Origin of the sequence: Brevibacillus choshinensis (assembly GCF_001420695.1) — a bacterium.
In the GTDB taxonomy this organism is placed as follows: domain Bacteria; phylum Bacillota; class Bacilli; order Brevibacillales; family Brevibacillaceae; genus Brevibacillus; species Brevibacillus choshinensis.
Window position 1 is genome coordinate 1,557,066 of record NZ_LJJB01000010.1, and the last position, 17,141, is coordinate 1,574,206.

Consider the following 17,141-nt stretch of genomic DNA (forward strand, 5'->3'; position numbering starts at 1 on the left):
CATTTTTCATGGGCAAATGGCAAACAAAGGAACAGTTGGTCGATCTTCTGTGCAATATTGTCAGCATTCCGAGCGTGACGGGCTCCCTAGCTGAAAAACAATTACCGGGTTATGTCGTGGAGCAGCTGCGCTCCCTGCCCTACTATCAAGCTCACCCTGACCACGTGCGTGCCAATCCGACAGAGGATGGACGTCATTTCGTAACAGCACTGGTCAAAAAAGAAGGCGCCCGCGACACCATCATTCTCGTCAGCCACTTCGATGTCGTCGATGTCGAGGACTACGGCGCTTGGCGCACGCATGCTTTTGATCCACAGACGCTCACTCCCCTGTTTCAGGCGAATGCAGCCGAGATGCCCGCAGAGGTGCAGCACGACCTCAACACTGGCAACTGGTTGTTTGGCCGCGGGACGATGGACATGAAATGTGGACTTACCCTCCACATGTCGATGATCGAGCGTGCTTGTGAAGGAGAGTTTGAGGGGAATATCCTGCTTTTGACCGTTCCAGACGAGGAAGTCAACTCTGTCGGCATGCGCGCCGCTGTTCCTGCCCTGCTCGCACTCGCAGAAGAATTTGATCTGAGCTACAAAACTGTCCTGAACTCAGAGCCGATGTTCACCCGTTTTCCCGGCGACCAAAACAAGTACCTGTACACCGGATCCATCGGAAAAGTACTTCCTGGCTTCCTCTGCTATGGGAAGGAAACGCACGTCGGAGAGCCTTTTGCTGGACTGAATGGAAACTACATGGCCTCCCAGCTTACTTGCGAGTTGGAGCTGAACACCTCCTTCTGCGAGGTCGTCGAGGGAGAAGCATCGCCTCCTCCCACTAACCTGATCCAAAAGGACCTGAAAAAAGAGTACTCGGTGCAAATTCCGCACCGTGCAGTTACCCTGTTCAATCTGTTCCTGCTGGAAAAACGGATGGAAGATGTCGTAGAGCCGCTTTTGCAATCCGCCAAGAAGGTAGCCGAACAGATCAAGCAGACGTACGTAAGACATGCCACTCAATTTGCCGCGAATGCGCCATTTGCGCCTCGGGAGCTGTCTATTAACGTCTTGAGCTATGAGCATCTACACGCTTATGCCACCAAAACCTACGGAGAAGATCGATTGATCCAGCTTCAGGCCGATGTCGTAGCGAGTCGCGGCGAAAAAGATGACCGTGACATGACGATCGAGCTGGTCGATCAGCTGGCGATTCTGTGTAAGGAATTGTCTCCGATGATCATCCTGTTCTTTGCTCCTCCGTTCTATCCGGCTGTCAGCTCGCGCAATCACCCTGTCATTCAGCGCGTGGCGGCAGAAATGGAAGCCTACGCGCGGGAGCAGCACAAAGTGACTCTCGTAAATCAGAACTACTTCGGTGGCATTTCCGATTTGAGCTATGTCGGCTTGCAATACCCGGCCGCTTCCATGCAGCCGCTGGTCGCGAACATGCCGATGTGGGACCGAGGCTACTCGATCCCGCTGCAAGAACTGGAAGCTTTTGATGTGCCTGTCATGAACCTCGGACCAGTCGGACGCGACGCCCATCAGTGGACCGAACGACTCGATGTGGATTATGCATTTGATACCTTGATGGACATGTTGCCGCGTTGCATTCACTCTCTGTTGAAATAGCGCTTGGGTTATAATGGAGAAAACCGTCTACGAGGAGGCCTATCCCTATGCAATTTGAAGCCAAGGAAAACGGATTTGTGACCCATTTGTCTTACGGAGACCTGCATGTATCTGGCGACGAGCAATACGGCTTTCGCCCCTTCCAGCTCATGGTATCGTCTATCGCGGTTTGCAGCAGCGGAGTTCTGCGCAAAGTTCTGGATAAAATGAGAATGCCGTGCAGTGACATGAAGGTAACGGCTGAGGTCGTGCGAAATGAGGAAAAGGCGAATCGGATCGAAAAGATTCACCTGCACTTCATCATCAGTGGAGAAAATCTACAGGAAGAAAAAGTGAAAAAAGCGATTGAAGCCTCTCGTAAAAATTGTCCGATGGTTCAATCGGTTCAGGATAGTATCGAGATCACCGAATCGTTTGAACTCGTATCCTAATCAAAAAAAGCCCGCTCCAGATGCATGATCCGGAGCGGGCTTTCGTTTTCCTCAGGCGACTTGCTGATTGGCAGCTGCCTGCTTTTTCTCTTTCCCTTCAGGAATGATCAGGTTGAGGATGACAGTCGCCAGCGCCCCTACCGTAATACCCGAGGATAAAATGTAATTCACGAAATCAGGTACACCATTCAACGCTTCTTTTGGCAGTACCGTCACCGCAATCGTGCACAGAATCGGCAATCCGATGACCATCATGTTGCGATCGTCGATAGAAATATGCTGAATGACTTTGATACCATTCGCGACAATCGCTACACAAACAATCCCGAAAATTCCGTTGATGACTGGTTCCGGAATGCAGGTGATCGCGGTCGACAGCTTTGGCACCAAGCCGAGAGCCACCAGAATGACCCCACCCGCCATGATCGCCATGCGGCTACCTACACCCGTGACAGCGATCAAACCGGCATTGGAGGAATATCCGGTCGTAGGCGTACCACCAAACAACGCGCCGATAAAGCATCCCAGACCTTCTCCGACAGCTGCACGATTCAACCGTTTTTCGGTCAGTTCGCTATCGGTAACCGTAGAGACAACAAACCAGGTTCCTGTCGTTTCAATCATGATGATCAAATAGACGAACAGCATGGTCAATACCGCACTGAGATCAAACACAGGTGCGCCATACGGGAAAAACTTCGGCAGCGACAGCCAGCTTGCTTGTCCCACCGGACTAAAGTCTACGGTTCCGAAAAAGGCTGCGGTAAACGTACCGACAGCAATTGCAATCAATACGGACACCAGTCGGAAAAATGTACCGGCGACTTTCGCTCTCTTTCCGAGCAGCATACAGGTGACCAGAACACCCGCCGATACAGCCGCGATAAAGACATTGGTCCAAATATCTCCTGGAGCGTGGTAAATGTTGCCCATCCCGATCGGCATCAGGGCGATTCCTACGATAATAATCACCGTTCCTCCGACCAGAGGCGGGATAAACTTACGCACCGCTTTGGCAAACCATTTCAAAGGATATCCCATCAAGGCCATCAACAAAGCACCTGGTATCAAGCTCCCGATCATGGCATTCAATCCAAGCTTGCTACCAATGGCAGCCAAGGCACCAATGGGTACGTAGGATGGACCCTGCACAACTGGCAAACGCAGTCCAAAGCCAGTCTGGATCAAAGTACCGATCCCAGTCGCCAAAAAGCACATTTGAATGAAGAAGGACGTACTCGATGCGTCCATAGTCAGCAAGCCAGCAATAATGATAGGAGCGATATACAAGTCCATGGCCAGCACGTGTTGCATGCCAAGCAAAAAGGCTTTGCTGATACTAATCTTTTCATCGACGCCCACGACGAGCCCCGCGCTCTCGCGATGTTGTTCCACTTTAGAATGGCCTCCCCAAATGATTTCATTAACAAATCACGAACATTATAACGCAGATTATAAATGATCATTCTTACTTTTAGCAACTAAAATAAACATATATTCATATTCGTTATAATATCGTTCGGTTTTTATTGAAAAAACAGGTTGAACCCGCTACAATGATGGAGTATGTGTCCCAAGTCCTATCTCTATCAAGTTATCCACGAAGGAGTGTCTCATAGATGATCGTGCAAGATACCGTACTGCGTAATGAGTGGATTGTTGCCTGCCGTTCGTTGGATGTGCAAGACCGTCCTCTTCAGGTCACCATTATGGGAGAACGGGTAGTTATTTTTCGTAATGAGCAAGGTGTTCATGCTTTCAAAGACCTCTGTATTCATAGAGGAGCGGCTTTATCCCTCGGCTGTGTACGCGACGGAAAGCTCGTCTGTCCGTACCACGGATGGGAGTACGAATCGTCCGGGGCTTGTGTGAAAATTCCACAGCTTCCCGAAAATCAGGCCATTCCGGGTAAAGCCCGCGCCATTCCTTTTGGTTGTGCGGAGCGCTATGGCTTTGTATGGGTCAATCTGAACAACAATGCTCCTGACTTTTTCTCCTTGCCTGAATTTGCTGCTTCTGGCCACCGCAATGTCATCTGGGGTCCGCAAACGGTAGCAGCGAAGCCGCCTCGTGTCGTGGAAAACTTCCTCGATGTCGGCCATCTCGCTGTCGTACACGAAGGCTATCTGGGTGTAGCGACACATATGGAGATCGGTGACTACCACGTACACCGCAATGAGAACGGCGGAATTCGAACAGATGAAATCGCCGTGTTCCAACCAGATCCAGATGGTACAGGGCAAGCGAAGCATGTCTATTACACTTATGAAGTACTGCGTCCGCTGACAGTGAAATTCACGAAACGCGACCGGGAAACAAGCAACGAAATGTCTATTCTTCTGACAGTCATGCCGCTTGACGAGAACCAATCGGTCGCCTATGGGATCTTGACATTCAACTATGAAACGAATCTGACCGATGAGGAGATCAACAAGTTCCAGGACATGATTTTCGCGCAGGACAAGCCGATCGTGGAAAATCAAAAGCCAGAAGATCTCCCTCTCGACCTGCAAGTCGAGCTGTCATTGAAATGCGACCGCGCCAGCATCGCCTATCGCCAGTACTTGGCCGAGCTGGGTGTTAAGCTGGGTACCGCTTAAGTTGCGTCTTCCGAATGCAAAAGACCCGCTAACCTCGTCATCTCGACAGGGTAGCGGGTCCATTTTTGATTATAAGATGGGTGACAGCAGTCTCGTGAGTGATTCTTGAATCCGTGAGCGCATCGGTCGATTCAAATATTCTTCCATCGTCATTTCCCGGCAATCAGCGAGATCCATGATAAATAGCTCCTCTAGCTTCTCCGCCATCCTCGTATCATATAGATAGGCGTTGGTTTCGAAGTTTAGTTTGAAGCTGCGAATATCGATATTCGCGGTTCCGACAGAGGAAATTTGGGTGTCGACCACGATTGTTTTGGCATGCATGAATCCTTTTTCGTACAAATAACAGCGGACGCCACTTTTCAGCAGTTCCCCCAGATAGGAATGCGTCGCCCAAAAGACCATCAGGTGATCCGGCTTTCCCGGAACCATCACGCGCACATCTACTCCCGACATCACAGCCATTTTGAGGGCAGTCAACATGCTGTCATCGGGAATAAAGTATGGAGTCTGCAAGTAGATTTTCTTTCTCGCCTTGTAAATCATCTTCAAGTAAGCGTTCTTAATCTGCTGTTTCTCCGAATTTGGGCCGCTGGATACGATCTGTACGCCAATTCCTTTGTCCAGCCCCTGCAGCTCCGGGAACAACGTGAGCGATTCCGCTAAACGCTTTGGTGACGACAAGTTCCAATCGAGGAAAAAGCGTGCCTGCAGCATGTAGACCGCTCTTCCCTCCATCCGCAAATGGGTGTCTCGCCAATACCCCAGCTTCTTTTTCCCTAGGTATTCGTCTCCAATGTTGAAGCCACCGATATAGCCAATCTTCCCATCAATGATAGTCAACTTCCTGTGATTTCGGAAATTGACGCGAAAGTTCACAAATGAAAAAGATGCAGGGAAAAAGGAAGCAACTTCTCCTCCTGCCGCCAGAAGGGGTTTGAAAAACCTCGAAGGGATTCCTGCCGATCCTACTGCATCGTACAGCAGCCTGACTTTCACGCCTTGCGAAGCTTTTTTGACGAGCAAATTCATCAATTCGCTCCCCAGCTCATCGTTGCGAATGATGTAATACAGGAGATGGATATGCTCGCGAGCCTCATCAATCTTCTGGAACATGTCATCAAACAGGCTGTTCCCCTCGATAAAAATTCGCACGCTGTTATCTTGTGTGTAATAGGCGCCATCGCTGACCACGTTCATGAATATCATGTCGCGATGCCGTTCCATGGCGGGGTCATTCATTTCCAGATTTCCGCTCTCCAATAGCTGCTTCTGTTTATCAACAGCTGTACGGAAGTGGGAAAACTCCCCCTCTTTCAGCCGATAAAGCTTCTTTTTACTCAATTTTTGACCAAAGACCAAATAAACGATAAAGCCCACACCAGGCAAAAATAACAAGACCATCAACCATGCCCAGGTAGCTGCAATGTTTCGCCGTTCCATAAAGATGAGGACAGCGGCCAACATGACATTTCCGATTGAGATGACCACGACGATTTGCTCAAACAACAACATTAGCCCACATCCATATATAGGATTTCTCCCATTTTACACCATAGTTCTCCAAGTTTCATCTTTGCTGCAAAGAATGATGCTTCCCCGCAAAAAACCCGGCTCACTTCGAACCGGGTCTGGCAATAAGATGCGTGCTTGCTTTCCTCTTTTTCACCTTTTAGGCAAGGTCCAGCAGCTGCCCCTTTTTCATAATCAGACGATCGTCCAGATAGACGTCTGGCTCCTTCACGACCAAATCGATGTGCACACCAGCCACAATCGTTCCCCCAAAGGTATTGTTGCTGCCAAACGCGACGTGAATCGTTCCGTATACCTTTTCGTCCTCCAAAACGACTCCGGTAATGCGCGCCTTGTCGTTGGTACCGATCCCGAATTCGCCCAGCATGCGGCCGTCCTGTTCACCCAAAATTTGAAGCAACCGCTCGCCTGTCGTGCCCTCTGTTTTGGTGATTCGTCCCTTTTCTACGGTCAGCAAAAGCGGGCTGTCCACTTTCCCGATCCCGGAAATGGAGCCATCGACCAGAATCTGTCCTTCTGCAGAACCTTCCACTGGCGCGATGTAGGCTTCTCCGGACGGGAGGTTACCCGACTCTCCCGGATTGACGTACATCCCTGTGCTAGGCACGCCAGGGCGGTTAGCAATGGAGAACTGCAGGCTCTTGCCATCTTTTTCGATCCGCACCGTGCTTGCTGCCGTGAGTAGGTCCGTTACTTTCTCTGTCAAAATTTTCACTTGGGAATAGTCGGCTGCAATCGCGCCTTTCAGGAACATGTCTTCCGTAATTCCTGGCATGGTCGCCAAGCGGGTTCCGTTGGCGGCAGCTTCTTTACGTGCTTTTGTATGGGTCAGCGAATGCGCCGTGACACAGACGACTACATCCGCGTGTTTCATTGCTTCTGCCACGAACGCAGGCGGCTCCTGTCCGCTCTTTTCCCGCTCCTGCATGACGAGGTAAACAGACTCCGCTCCAAGCTGTCTGCCAGCCTCCCAGAGGGCTTCTCCCAGCTCACGTTTGACGTCATCGGCGACTACTAGAAAAGACTCGCCCGCTTTCAAAGCCATGCAATTCGTCAGGATCCCCTTGCTGATTTCGATTAGTTTCATATGTCTCATCCTTTCGACTTGATTCCGAAACGTTTATGTCACACTTATCTTTCTTCGCCGTGCCTCTCTGGACTCCTGCCAAATCATGTCCAGAGTACCCTTCCACTATACCACTTCAAAACAAAAGGACTACCACGTTGGCAGCCCTCTGAGATCTCTTTTCTATTATTGTACAGCCACTTTCATGACCGCTCTCACCGAATCAGCGGATTTATCCAGGGCAGCCTTTTCTGCTGCTGTCAGGTCCAGCTCGATTACTTTTTCGATCCCGCCTGCTCCGAGCAATGTCGGTACGCCAAGGTAGAGATCGTTGTAGCCGTATTCTCCTTGCAGATAAGCGATAGACGGCAGGATACGCTTTTTGTCTTTGAGGATTGCCTCAGCCATTTGTACCAATGAGGCTGCCGGTGCATAATACGCAGATCCGTTTCCGAGCAGGCTGACGATCTCTCCGCCACCTTTGCGCGTTCTCTCGACGATCGCATCCAGACGATCTTGCGGAATCAATTTGTCCAGCGGAATGCCACCTGCATAGGAGTAACGCAGAAGAGGCACCATGTCATCCCCGTGTCCCCCCAAAACAAAGCCCGTCACATCTTCTACCGATACGTTCAGCTCCATCGCGACAAAAGTACGGAAGCGAGCGGTATCGAGTACACCTGACTGACCGATGACGCGGTTTTTCGGGAAGCCAGACGTTTTGAAGAACGTGTAGGTCATCGCATCGACCGGGTTGGACAGCACCAGTACGATAGAGTTTGGTGCATACGTTTTGACCTGCTCTGCAACGGAGCGCATGATCGACGCATTCGTAGCAACCAGATCGTCGCGGGACATGCCCGGCTTGCGTGCGATGCCTGCTGTGATGATGACGATATCAGAGCCTTCGATGTCTTTGTAGTCGGAGGTGCCAACAATCGTAGAATCAAAGCCCAATACAGGCGAAGCTTCCATCATGTCGAGCGCTTTTCCCTTGGTCGGGTTCTCCAGCTGCGGGATATCGACCAGCACGATGTCTGCCAGTTCCTTTTGCGCCATGATGAATGCCGTAGTCGCTCCCGTAAAACCGCTGCCGATTACGGCTACTTTTTTTCTGCGAAATGTCATGATGAATCCTCCTCTTGATTGTATTTAAAGAATCAGCTTCACACCGCTCGCTTTTTGCTCCAGCATTTTGCTCAGAATGGTTCCGATATGCGCGCCTGCCTCAATCGGCGACGTTCCTTGGCGATGGATATTGGAAATAACGGTACGTTCGGACTCAACCATGCCTTTACGCGGGCGGTAGCACATGTAGGCGCTCATCGAGTGAGCTGTCACCAGGCCTGGGCGTTCTCCGATCAGCATCACTAACACCTCGGGCTGCAAGAGTTCACCGATGTGATCCATACTTGCCACTCGACCGCCTTTGACAAAAAATGGGGTGCCACAAGTCAATCCGTAGCTTTTCAAGGAGTCGGTCACGGATGGAAGCACATCCCGCAGATTGGCGTCGACTGCACTGGCACTCAGACCATCGGAAACGATGATCTGCACTTGCGGTTTCTTTTGGCAGCGCTCTTGAATCAGACGCACGCCTTCGTCATTCAGGATTCGCCCCATGTCCGGACGCTTCAGGTAATTCTCGGTATTATCGTACTGCGTCTCCACTGTAAATAGAGAAAACTCATCCAACAAGGACTGCTGCACTTCTCCATACACGGCATCGACAGCAGCCGCATGGTCGCGTCTGAGCTGAAGCATGGTCTTGGTCAGAGGACGGACCCCGGTACGCCATACACCGATCCGGGCAGGAGTACTGTCCAAAAGCTCCTGAAGACCTTCCTTCCACTTCGGATTCGGCACGTGCGCCGTTCGTTCCGGCTCTGGCGGTACAGACGACTGCCCTTGCTGTCCGACTGCTCCTGCGGTCAGCTCCTGTGCGGATTCCTTCTCGGTAACGCTTTTCGTTTCCACGGCCTTCCCTGATGTCTGGACTGGAGCTGACGGTGCCATTTCACTCAGCTTTTTTTGCAGCTCTGCCACTACCTTGTCTACCAAATAATCCAATTGCTGTTCCATCCATTTATCACCTCCCGGATTACATGAAAATCGTCGGATCGCCAGCGATTGCAGTCAGCTTGCCGTTCTCCATAATCCCCATCTTCTCCAGCCATTTCTCAAACGCTGGTGCTGGACGCAGACCGAGCACTTCCCGGAAAGCCGCGATGTCGTGAAAGCTCGTCGATTGGTAATTGAGCATGACGTCATCTGCCATGGCCACTCCGATGACGAAGTTCACTCCCGCTGCAGAAAGGAGAATGCCCAAATTGTCCATGTCGTTCTGGTCGACCTTCATATGGTTCGTGTAGCATACGTCACAACCCATCGGCAGACCGTGCAGCTTGCCCATGTAGTGGTCTTCCAGTCCTGCTCGTATGACTTGTCGGCTGTCGTACAAATACTCCGGTCCGATAAAACCAACGACGGTATTTACGATAAAGGGCTGGTACTTGCGTGCAAGTCCGTAGCAACGCGCTTCCATCGTCAGCTGGTCAATGCCAAAATGCGCTTCCGAGGAAAGCTCCGAGCCTTGACCTGTCTCAAAATACCAGAAGTTTGGCCCAGTAGAAGTGCCTTCTTTTCGCATCAGCTCATCGGCCTCATCCAAAAGGGCAACGTCGATCCCAAACGCATTGTTGCCTTTCTCACTTCCCGCGAGGCTCTGGAAAATCAGATCAGCAGGCGCTCCCTGACGGATGGCTCGCATTTGCGTAGAGACGTGAGCCAGCACACAGTTCTGGGTCGGAATGTCCCACTTGTTCATCACATCTTTAGTCATCATCAGGATGTCCTTGACGCTATCAGACGTATCGATAACCGGGTTGATCCCGATGACCGCATCACCGATTCCATAGCCCAGGCCTTCATAGAGGGCTGCCTTGATGCCCTGCACATTGTCAGAAGGATGATTGGGTTGCACCCGTGCTGCCAGGACGCCTTGTTGGCCGATGGCCGTGTTGCAGTGCGTGATGTTGCGAATTTTGGCCGCTGCTGTGATCAGATCGAGATTGCTCATCAGCTTGGCAGTCGCCGCGATCATTTCGCTGGATAATCCTCTACTGATTCTCTTGATTTCGCTGTCACCCGCTTGGTGGCTCAATAAATATTCGCGCAGCTCAGCGACGCTCCAGTTCTTGATTTCGTTGTAGACCTTCTCGTTGATCCCCGCTTCGATCACGCGGGATACCTCGTCCTCCTCAGCAGGAAGCAACGGGTTGTTGCGAATATCGGCGAGTGTAAGATCCGCTAGCACCTGCTTGGCTGCCACACGTTCGCGAGAATCCTCAGCGGCGATTCCAGCCAGCTGGTCACCTGATTTGTCCTCGTTTGCCTTCGCGAAGATTTCTTTCAGATCTCGAAATTGGTAGGTCTGTCCGAGTACAGTCGTTTTCATGTTCATCCCATTCACCCCTTTTTAAAGCCTTTCATCAAAGGCAAGCGTTTTTACGACGACAGGGATGATCGTTCCGGAAATCGGCTCGCCCAAGTCGATGTAATCGCCGTATTCTACTCGCACCTGGTCGATGCATATAATTTCTGGTTTCCCGCTGCACCTCATCGCTAATGCTTGACCCAAAGCTTTGGCCATATCTGATTCACAGATCACGACCATGATCCGACTATCGGAAAACGTACGCCGGTATTGATCCGACAGCTCCTGCGCGATCATCTGCAGCAGCTGGTACGAGCAGTAGCCAATACCAGAAAGCGACAGTGCAAACGGGATACCTGAGGTTTGCTCAAACAGGCGGACACCCAGGTCATACACATTGGTCACTTCACGCTTCAGCTTTTCCGGATCGGTCAAATGCTCAGTAGAGAGCTCCAGCTTGAGAATGGGGATGTTTCGGATCGGCAGCAGCTCTGCCTTGATGTGTACCGTAGAGCCACTGATTTCCGTGCTCTGCATTCCTGCTCCGATCACGGTAGCACGTACTGTCTGTTCAGGATCTACCCATTTGACCGGGTACGTCCCCTTTTCTCTTTCCTGCCGCAAGACGTGCCCCAGCATCGGTCCGAAATCACCGTATCGACTCACGTCAGCCATCGTTTTGACAGGCTGTTCTGCCATCAGCTGTCCCACTCCGCCGGAAACCGATAACTCATCGACCGGAAGCATTTCTCGCAAGTGGTGTCCGAGTACCAGCAATCCGGATAGGTTCCTTTCACGACCGGTTAGATAATCCAGCATACTGCGGCCCATTTCCCCAGCAATTTCCCGAACCTGCTCCACCGTCATTTCCTGACCGGGCTGAACACGCAGATTCTTGGCAGCCAGCCATGCATGAATGTTTGGGGACACATACTGGACAAGCCCCCGTGAGTCGAGACGAATCAGTCTACCTCCAACGTGAAAGGTTACGGTCGCGATTGCCTTTCCTCTGTAAAAATAGGCAGCGTTGGCCGTTCCTCCCCCGATGTCTACATTTACAATCGTCCCTTGGATTGCTTGGGAGCGCTTTTCCGCTCCTGCTCCTTTGCCCGCCAGTACGCCTTCCAAATCCGCTCCCGCTGTCGCAACGACAAAATCTCCCGATCGTTCTGCCAACAGGTGCACGATATGCTGAGCGTTCTTTTTGCTGGCCGTCTCGCCCGTGATGATGACCGCACCCGACTTGATATCCGAGAGACTGATTTGAGCTTTCTCGTACTCGGCTCTCAGGATCGCACCGATGCCCTCTGCATCAATTTCATCAAGGCCTAGCAACGGTGTGGAATGAACAGCACTGGCATAGAGCAGCTGTCGCTCCACGATCTGATAGCGAGGCAGCGAAAAGGTACTGGACATTCGCCCCAATCGCAAGCGACTGACAATCATTTTGGTGGTGCTGGTTCCTACGTCGATTCCGACGCTTTGGATCCATTGTTCATCCATACGAACCTCCTCGAGCCATTGACGTGCCAGACGGTCCTTCCACTCTGTAAATAAAAAACGCCTGAACTGCCGGAACCTTGCTTCCGGACTCATTCAAGCGCCTTTGCTCTCTTACTCTATCTACTTGTCATCGCCTTCGATCAAGCGATGTGATCATTAGGCATTGGATTCGATGGCTTGCTCTCCGGACAAGATTTCTTCCGCCAGTTTCGCGAGTGGCATGCGCCGTTGCATGCTTACTTGCTGCAGCCATTTGTAGGCAGCTTCCTCCTCCAGAGAAAGACTGCTCATCAGCTTCCCTTTTGCCTTTTCTACTGCTTTTCGATCTTCTATTTTCTGTTTCAACGTGTGGATATCCTTCTTGAGCGCGACCACTTTCTCTTTTTGACTCAGGGCGATCTCCACTGCAGGAATGAGATCGTCCTCCGACACCGGCTTCACGAGATAGGCTGTCACGCCTGCCTTGCGTGCATCCTGGACCAGCTCCTTTTGACTGTAAGCGGTCAAGAGCAGAATCGAGCTATCGGAAAAGGAGCGGATGATGCCGCTTGCCTTGATCCCATTCAAGACAGGCATCTTCACATCCATGATAATCAGATCTGGCTTGTGACGGTGCGCCTGCTCGACGGCTTCCTCCCCGTTTTTCGCTTCGGCGACTACCAAATACCCTTCATTTTCGAGCATCTCGCGCAAATCCATGCGAATGATCGGCTCGTCATCCACTACCATAATCTTCGGCTGTGTCATCGTCATCCTCCTTTTGAATCGGATAGAGAATGGTCACCTCCGTACCGTTTCCGGTATTGCGGAAGTGCATCGTGCCCTCCAGGTCTTCTTTGACCAGGGTATCCACAATTTTCAGTCCCAGGTGCCCCTTTTGCAGCACCTGCTCCATATCTTCAATGCCTACTCCGTCGTCCGTAACCGATAGACTGATAAAGTCATCCTTGGTCACGAGCGCCACGGCAATGGTTCCTTCATGCTGATCGCGAAAAGCATGAATCATGCAGTTTTGAATCAGCTCGGTCACGATCAGGGCAAACGATGTTGCTTTGTTCGACGGCAGATAGACGGACTCTCCTGCCACTACGACCTGTATAGCTTGCTCGGAACGCCTCATGGAAGAGACGATAATTTTCGATATTTTGGTCAAAATTTCTTTGAAGTCAATCTGCTCCAGGCCATCCTGTGCCAAATACTCGTGAATGATGGCAATGCTGTTGATCCGGTTGATGCTCTCCCGGTATACCTTCTCGATTTCGTTTGATTGCGAACGCCTCATCTGCAGGCGCAAGAGACTCGCGATAGTCTGCAAATTGTTTTTAACGCGATGATGGATCTCTTTAATAACAGCTGACTTAATCATTAGCTGCTTTTCTTTTTCCCGTATATCGGAAATATCCCGCAATAGAATAATTCCCCCGATGATATCGGGCTTGCGAGCGGCAGAAACCGCTTTCATCATAATAAAATGCTTTCCTCTCGACAACTCCTCCTGAATGTACCCCCCGTGTCGTACAAAGTTTTCCGGGGAAACACGCCAGGAAAAAATACGTTCGATGCTGATCCCTTTTTCGGGCTCTTCTAGACCGATTAAAGAAAGCAGGTTGTGAGCTCGACCGTTGGCATAGGTAATGATGCCACCCTGATCAAATAAAATCATCCCCTCGTGCATGAGCGAAGAGATGGGCATGTCTGGCACTGCAAACTGAATCAAGGTCTCACTCAGATGCTCTGTCGTTTCTTTGAGCATCTCCACATTTTTCTCCTGTTCGACCTGCTTGGAAATATCCTGTTCCGTTATCAATGTACCGATCGTTTCCCCCGCAGCATTCGTGATGGGCACGACACTTTGCCGCATGACGACCTGCTCTTGGGAGACACCACGGGATCCGATAACAGGCTTCCCCGTCGTCAGACAGTACATGACAGCTGGCTCATTCACCGCTGTTGCCAATTGTCCTACGACCGATCCTCTGTACATTGATCGAGCCGTACTCGGTGATGCTTGAGCGATGACCAGCGCACAGCTTTTGTCTGCTGTCGGGCAATCGATAAACATGTCCGCTTGGGACAAATCAGCAAAGATCTGCAGCTTGGAAGCCAGATCTTCTACGATCCGAATGTCTTCCTCACTCAAAGTAGTAGCCTGTGAGCACAATTCCCGTATGGTTAGCATACGAACCTCTTTTCACCTGCATGACGTTGGTCTTTCCCTAATTTTCTCACAGACAGGCTCTTGCGGAAAAGAGGCTTATTTCTGGATGATTTTTTGTAAAAAAGCACGTAACTCGGGCACTCCATCCCCCGTATGAGAAGAAGTACGGAAAATGTCAGCGTCACCCAGTGATTGCCGCAAATAAGCCTCGGCTCTCTGCAGATCTGCATCTGGATGATCGATCTTGGTGATTACCCCTATGCATTCTTGCGGAAATCCTTGCGAGAAGCCGGGAGGAAAGTAATTCCGCTCGCGAGTGGCGTCCTGCACCATGACGACGATGCCCGCTTCGAGGGAAGTGGCCATCAGCGTACGGTAAAACATCGGGTTTTCGCTGTACTCACCCGGTGTATCAATCACCCAATCGCGATACTCCAACGCCTGTGTCTTTCTGGCAGGCTGTTCGTCATTGAACAGCGCTCGCACCAGAGAAGACTTGCCTGCTTCGATAGCGCCTATAATCATGACTCGTTTGCTCATGACTTGGTCACCAAAGCCGGCGTAAATCGTAGTTTTTGACTCAACACATTATTGACTGCCTCCACTGCCATTTCGACAGCCGAGACGTCCCCGACCACGATCAACGAACCCGTAAATCGGTCGAGGAAGCCCAGCTCGACACTCGCAGCCTTGGTGGCAATATCAGCCGCAATGATTGCTGTCTCTGTAGGTGTCAAGGTCAGAATGCCGATGGCTCCCGCTTCCTTTATCCCCAGTTTGGTATAGAGCATCTCGTCCGGGTTGGCGATCACGTGAGCCAGGGTGACCTGTTTGCCCGGTACGAATTCCTGTATGACTCGTGAACGTTCCTGTTCCATGTCTATCCCTCTCCTCCTGCTGCTCCCGGCACCTCGAACGAATCGACGATCCCTACGATCACGGCATCGATGGGAACACTGTTGCCAGAAAACAGGATTCGCGCAGGCGTACCACGCGAAACGATGACCTGCTCGCCGATGCCCGCACCGATCCGGTCTGCAGCGATGACGGTCTGTCCGCCTTCCTCGCCGCGCCAGTCAATAGGCTGGACGACCATCAGCTTCAAATTTTCCATGCCTGCTTCCTTCTGGGTCGCCCACACGCTTCCGATCACTTTTCCCAAGAACATGCGCTGATCACCCTTTTCCCAAATAGCTGACCGTAATACCGCGCTCTCTCATGCTGTCATGAGCCAATGGAGAGACGATCGCTCCCTTTTTGACGAGTAAAGTCGTATTGCGCAGCTGCGGCTGAGAACGAATCCAGTCCGCTGTCAGCAGCTTGCCGGAAAAGACCGCTTCCGCTTCATCCAAGGCTGTCAGTGCTGACTGGTCGGTTTTGACTTCATCCTTTTGTAGCTGGGCTTTCAGCTTGGAGACTACGCGTTCTGCCAATCGTTTTTGCGGTGCGAATTCGATGCCCAGCTCACCCAGCTCTTGCACATGGCGCTGGAATAGCTTTTCATAAGCAGGCGTCAATGTCAGCGTCTGCAAGGTGCGACGATCTGCACGCTTGATTCCCGGCACATCGGAGCCTGCGATGACGAATTTTCCGGTGACCAATGCAGAAAAGACGATTTCGGCCTTGATCGTTCCTTTGAGTCCGGTAGCAATACGAGCGGCGTTATCGAGATCCAGCTCGGGAATGACGATACCGACGTAATCTTTTGACACTTCCAGCGGAGCGGGAGCGTATTCATCCGCTGTTATGATTTTTCCCGCTCCCCCACATTCGATCTTGTGCATGCCCAACCACGAGGACGTCTCTCCATCCAGAAACAGAATATCGTGGCAAACCCCGTTGTTTTTCAAGTGGATAAAATGATCGGTAAAGGCTTCATGTGCTTGACTGTCACAAAAGACGTACAGAACACGGGGAGCTTGCTTCTTCTTCTCCTGATTCATCGATTGCAGGATTTCTTTTGTAATGGATGCGACCATCTCTCGGATGTCCATCAAGCTCTCACCTCCGGTAGCCTGAGTAAAGCTGGCCGTTTTTGCCGATTACCTTTACCCGGTCGCCCGTTTTCAAATTGGCGGCATTGCCTTCGTCCAAATCCACATGGAAGTCCAGAGCAAAGCGCGGGTTCACGCGGACAACCACATCCGGATACAAAATGGGACGATCCGTCTGTGTCTCCAAAATGAGTGTGTCTCCATCCTTCACTTGATAGAGCTCCGCTTCTTCCACCGACATATGGACGTGCCTTTTGGCAACGATGACGCCTTTGGTCAACACAACCGTACCTTTTGCCGTTACCAGCACCATACCTGGCGTACCCTCGATATCACCTGACATACGTACAGGCGCGTGCACACCGAGTGAAAAGCCATCCGTCCGGGAAATTTCCACCTGTGTCGCACCACGGGCTGGGCCGAGAATACGCACGCCATGGATGCTTCCTTTTGGACCGACCAGCGTCACCGTTTCCTGGCAAGCAAACTGGCCTGGCTGAGACAGCTCGCGCATCGGGGTCAATTGATGCCCTTCTCCAAAGAGCCGCTCCACATCCTCTGGTGATAAATGCACATGACGATTGGATACGCCGATAGGAATCTCTGATATGGCCTCGGCAACTTGATCGGTGGAAGGCTGCTGATGTTCGTCAAACGCTTTCACTTGAATCCCTCTTCCCTTCAAGTAATCTGCCGCTGCGGGGGTCATTTTGTCCCCTTTCTCCAAGAGAAAGGGGTTGGGTATGCCTTGTTTATGCATGGCTCTCAAGGATGTTTCCGTGATGACTGCCATAC

General features: G+C 51.4%; 17 protein-coding genes. 3 read left to right on the plus strand and 14 right to left on the minus strand.

The features are described 5' to 3' along the window. The first annotated feature begins 8 nt into the window (after positions 1 to 8). Positions 9 to 1,625 (plus strand): M20/M25/M40 family metallo-hydrolase, encoded by a 1,617-nt coding sequence (locus tag AN963_RS17445; protein ID WP_055745803.1) that lies wholly within the window; start codon positions 9 to 11, stop codon positions 1,623 to 1,625. A 47-nt stretch (positions 1,626 to 1,672) separates the two neighbouring features. Beyond that, a complete protein-coding gene (locus AN963_RS17450) occupies positions 1,673 to 2,056 on the plus strand; it encodes an OsmC family protein (protein ID WP_055745804.1) in 384 nt (127 codons plus the stop codon). A gap of 51 nt (positions 2,057 to 2,107) precedes the next feature. Here the strand turns inward: AN963_RS17450 and AN963_RS17455 are convergent, their stop codons facing one another. Next, positions 2,108 to 3,451 carry a uracil-xanthine permease family protein gene (locus AN963_RS17455; RefSeq protein ID WP_055745805.1) on the minus strand — a complete coding sequence of 448 codons (1,344 nt, stop codon included), beginning with the start codon at positions 3,449 to 3,451 and terminating at the stop codon, positions 2,108 to 2,110. Between the two features lie 224 nt (positions 3,452 to 3,675). On the opposite strand from AN963_RS17455, the gene AN963_RS17460 reads away from it, so the two are divergent. After that, positions 3,676 to 4,656: an aromatic ring-hydroxylating oxygenase subunit alpha gene (locus tag AN963_RS17460; RefSeq protein ID WP_055745806.1), complete on the plus strand. Its 981-nt coding sequence runs from the start codon at positions 3,676 to 3,678 to the stop codon at positions 4,654 to 4,656. 69 nt (positions 4,657 to 4,725) lie between these two features. Here the strand turns inward: AN963_RS17460 and cls are convergent, their stop codons facing one another. The 13 genes from cls to pduL all read right to left on the minus strand — a co-directional run bounded on the left by cls (position 4,726) and on the right by pduL (position 17,139). Next, a complete protein-coding gene (cls, locus tag AN963_RS17465) occupies positions 4,726 to 6,171 on the minus strand; it encodes a cardiolipin synthase (RefSeq protein WP_055745807.1) in 1,446 nt (481 codons plus the stop codon). Positions 6,172 to 6,328: 157 nt separating this feature from the next. Further along, the gene (locus tag AN963_RS17470; protein ID WP_055745808.1) at positions 6,329 to 7,276 is read right to left on the minus strand and encodes an aminopeptidase; all 948 of its coding nucleotides are present in this window, start codon (positions 7,274 to 7,276) and stop codon (positions 6,329 to 6,331) included. A gap of 165 nt (positions 7,277 to 7,441) precedes the next feature. Beyond that, complete coding sequence (gene mdh, locus AN963_RS17475; protein ID WP_055745809.1) at positions 7,442 to 8,383, minus strand: malate dehydrogenase; 942 nt, start codon at positions 8,381 to 8,383, stop codon at positions 7,442 to 7,444. A gap of 24 nt (positions 8,384 to 8,407) precedes the next feature. Continuing rightward, positions 8,408 to 9,337: an ethanolamine ammonia-lyase subunit EutC gene (gene eutC / locus AN963_RS17480; RefSeq protein ID WP_055745810.1), complete on the minus strand. Its 930-nt coding sequence runs from the start codon at positions 9,335 to 9,337 to the stop codon at positions 8,408 to 8,410. Between the two features lie 19 nt (positions 9,338 to 9,356). Continuing rightward, on the minus strand, positions 9,357 to 10,718 hold the full coding sequence (locus tag AN963_RS17485; protein WP_055745811.1) for an ethanolamine ammonia-lyase subunit EutB: 1,362 nt from the start codon (positions 10,716 to 10,718) through the stop codon (positions 9,357 to 9,359). A gap of 15 nt (positions 10,719 to 10,733) precedes the next feature. Beyond that, entirely contained in the window at positions 10,734 to 12,194 is a 1,461-nt protein-coding gene (locus AN963_RS17490; RefSeq protein WP_055745812.1) for an ethanolamine ammonia-lyase reactivating factor EutA, read from the minus strand. A 156-nt stretch (positions 12,195 to 12,350) separates the two neighbouring features. Beyond that, on the minus strand, positions 12,351 to 12,947 hold the full coding sequence (locus tag AN963_RS17495) for an ANTAR domain-containing response regulator (RefSeq protein ID WP_429795396.1): 597 nt from the start codon (positions 12,945 to 12,947) through the stop codon (positions 12,351 to 12,353). Beyond that, entirely contained in the window at positions 12,910 to 14,373 is a 1,464-nt protein-coding gene (locus AN963_RS17500) for a sensor histidine kinase (RefSeq protein ID WP_055745814.1), read from the minus strand. Before AN963_RS17500 ends, AN963_RS17495 begins: the two co-directional genes overlap by 38 nt. A 75-nt stretch (positions 14,374 to 14,448) precedes the next feature. Then, on the minus strand, positions 14,449 to 14,892 hold the full coding sequence (locus AN963_RS17505; RefSeq protein WP_055745815.1) for a EutP/PduV family microcompartment system protein: 444 nt from the start codon (positions 14,890 to 14,892) through the stop codon (positions 14,449 to 14,451). After that, positions 14,889 to 15,230: an ethanolamine utilization microcompartment protein EutS gene (gene eutS, locus AN963_RS17510; RefSeq protein ID WP_055745816.1), complete on the minus strand. Its 342-nt coding sequence runs from the start codon at positions 15,228 to 15,230 to the stop codon at positions 14,889 to 14,891. The genes AN963_RS17505 and eutS overlap by 4 nt, the downstream gene beginning before the upstream one ends. Positions 15,231 to 15,232: 2 nt before the next feature. After that, the gene (locus AN963_RS17515) at positions 15,233 to 15,520 is read right to left on the minus strand and encodes a EutN/CcmL family microcompartment protein (protein WP_055745817.1); all 288 of its coding nucleotides are present in this window, start codon (positions 15,518 to 15,520) and stop codon (positions 15,233 to 15,235) included. A gap of 7 nt (positions 15,521 to 15,527) precedes the next feature. Continuing rightward, on the minus strand, positions 15,528 to 16,346 hold the full coding sequence (locus AN963_RS17520; protein WP_055745818.1) for a hypothetical protein: 819 nt from the start codon (positions 16,344 to 16,346) through the stop codon (positions 15,528 to 15,530). 7 nt (positions 16,347 to 16,353) lie between these two features. Then, the gene (gene pduL / locus AN963_RS17525) at positions 16,354 to 17,139 is read right to left on the minus strand and encodes a phosphate propanoyltransferase (RefSeq protein ID WP_055745819.1); all 786 of its coding nucleotides are present in this window, start codon (positions 17,137 to 17,139) and stop codon (positions 16,354 to 16,356) included. Positions 17,140 to 17,141 lie beyond the last annotated feature (2 nt).

Coding starts and splice junctions, on each gene's coding strand:
- AN963_RS17445 (WP_055745803.1), top strand. CDS start 9: ATGGGCAAATGGCAAACAAAGGAACAGTTGGTCGATCTTCTGTGCAAT.
- AN963_RS17450 (WP_055745804.1), top strand. CDS start 1,673: ATGCAATTTGAAGCCAAGGAAAACGGATTTGTGACCCATTTGTCTTAC.
- AN963_RS17460 (WP_055745806.1), top strand. CDS start 3,676: ATGATCGTGCAAGATACCGTACTGCGTAATGAGTGGATTGTTGCCTGC.
- cls (WP_055745807.1), bottom strand. CDS start 6,171: ATGTTGTTGTTTGAGCAAATCGTCGTGGTCATCTCAATCGGAAATGTC.
- AN963_RS17470 (WP_055745808.1), bottom strand. CDS start 7,276: ATGAAACTAATCGAAATCAGCAAGGGGATCCTGACGAATTGCATGGCT.
- mdh (WP_055745809.1), bottom strand. CDS start 8,383: ATGACATTTCGCAGAAAAAAAGTAGCCGTAATCGGCAGCGGTTTTACG.
- eutC (WP_055745810.1), bottom strand. CDS start 9,337: ATGGAACAGCAATTGGATTATTTGGTAGACAAGGTAGTGGCAGAGCTG.
- AN963_RS17485 (WP_055745811.1), bottom strand. CDS start 10,718: ATGAACATGAAAACGACTGTACTCGGACAGACCTACCAATTTCGAGAT.
- AN963_RS17490 (WP_055745812.1), bottom strand. CDS start 12,194: ATGGATGAACAATGGATCCAAAGCGTCGGAATCGACGTAGGAACCAGC.
- AN963_RS17495 (WP_429795396.1), bottom strand. CDS start 12,947: ATGACGATGACACAGCCGAAGATTATGGTAGTGGATGACGAGCCGATC.
- AN963_RS17500 (WP_055745814.1), bottom strand. CDS start 14,373: ATGCTAACCATACGGGAATTGTGCTCACAGGCTACTACTTTGAGTGAG.
- AN963_RS17505 (WP_055745815.1), bottom strand. CDS start 14,892: ATGAGCAAACGAGTCATGATTATAGGCGCTATCGAAGCAGGCAAGTCT.
- eutS (WP_055745816.1), bottom strand. CDS start 15,230: ATGGAACAGGAACGTTCACGAGTCATACAGGAATTCGTACCGGGCAAA.
- AN963_RS17515 (WP_055745817.1), bottom strand. CDS start 15,520: ATGTTCTTGGGAAAAGTGATCGGAAGCGTGTGGGCGACCCAGAAGGAA.
- AN963_RS17520 (WP_055745818.1), bottom strand. CDS start 16,346: ATGGACATCCGAGAGATGGTCGCATCCATTACAAAAGAAATCCTGCAA.
- pduL (WP_055745819.1), bottom strand. CDS start 17,139: ATGGCAGTCATCACGGAAACATCCTTGAGAGCCATGCATAAACAAGGC.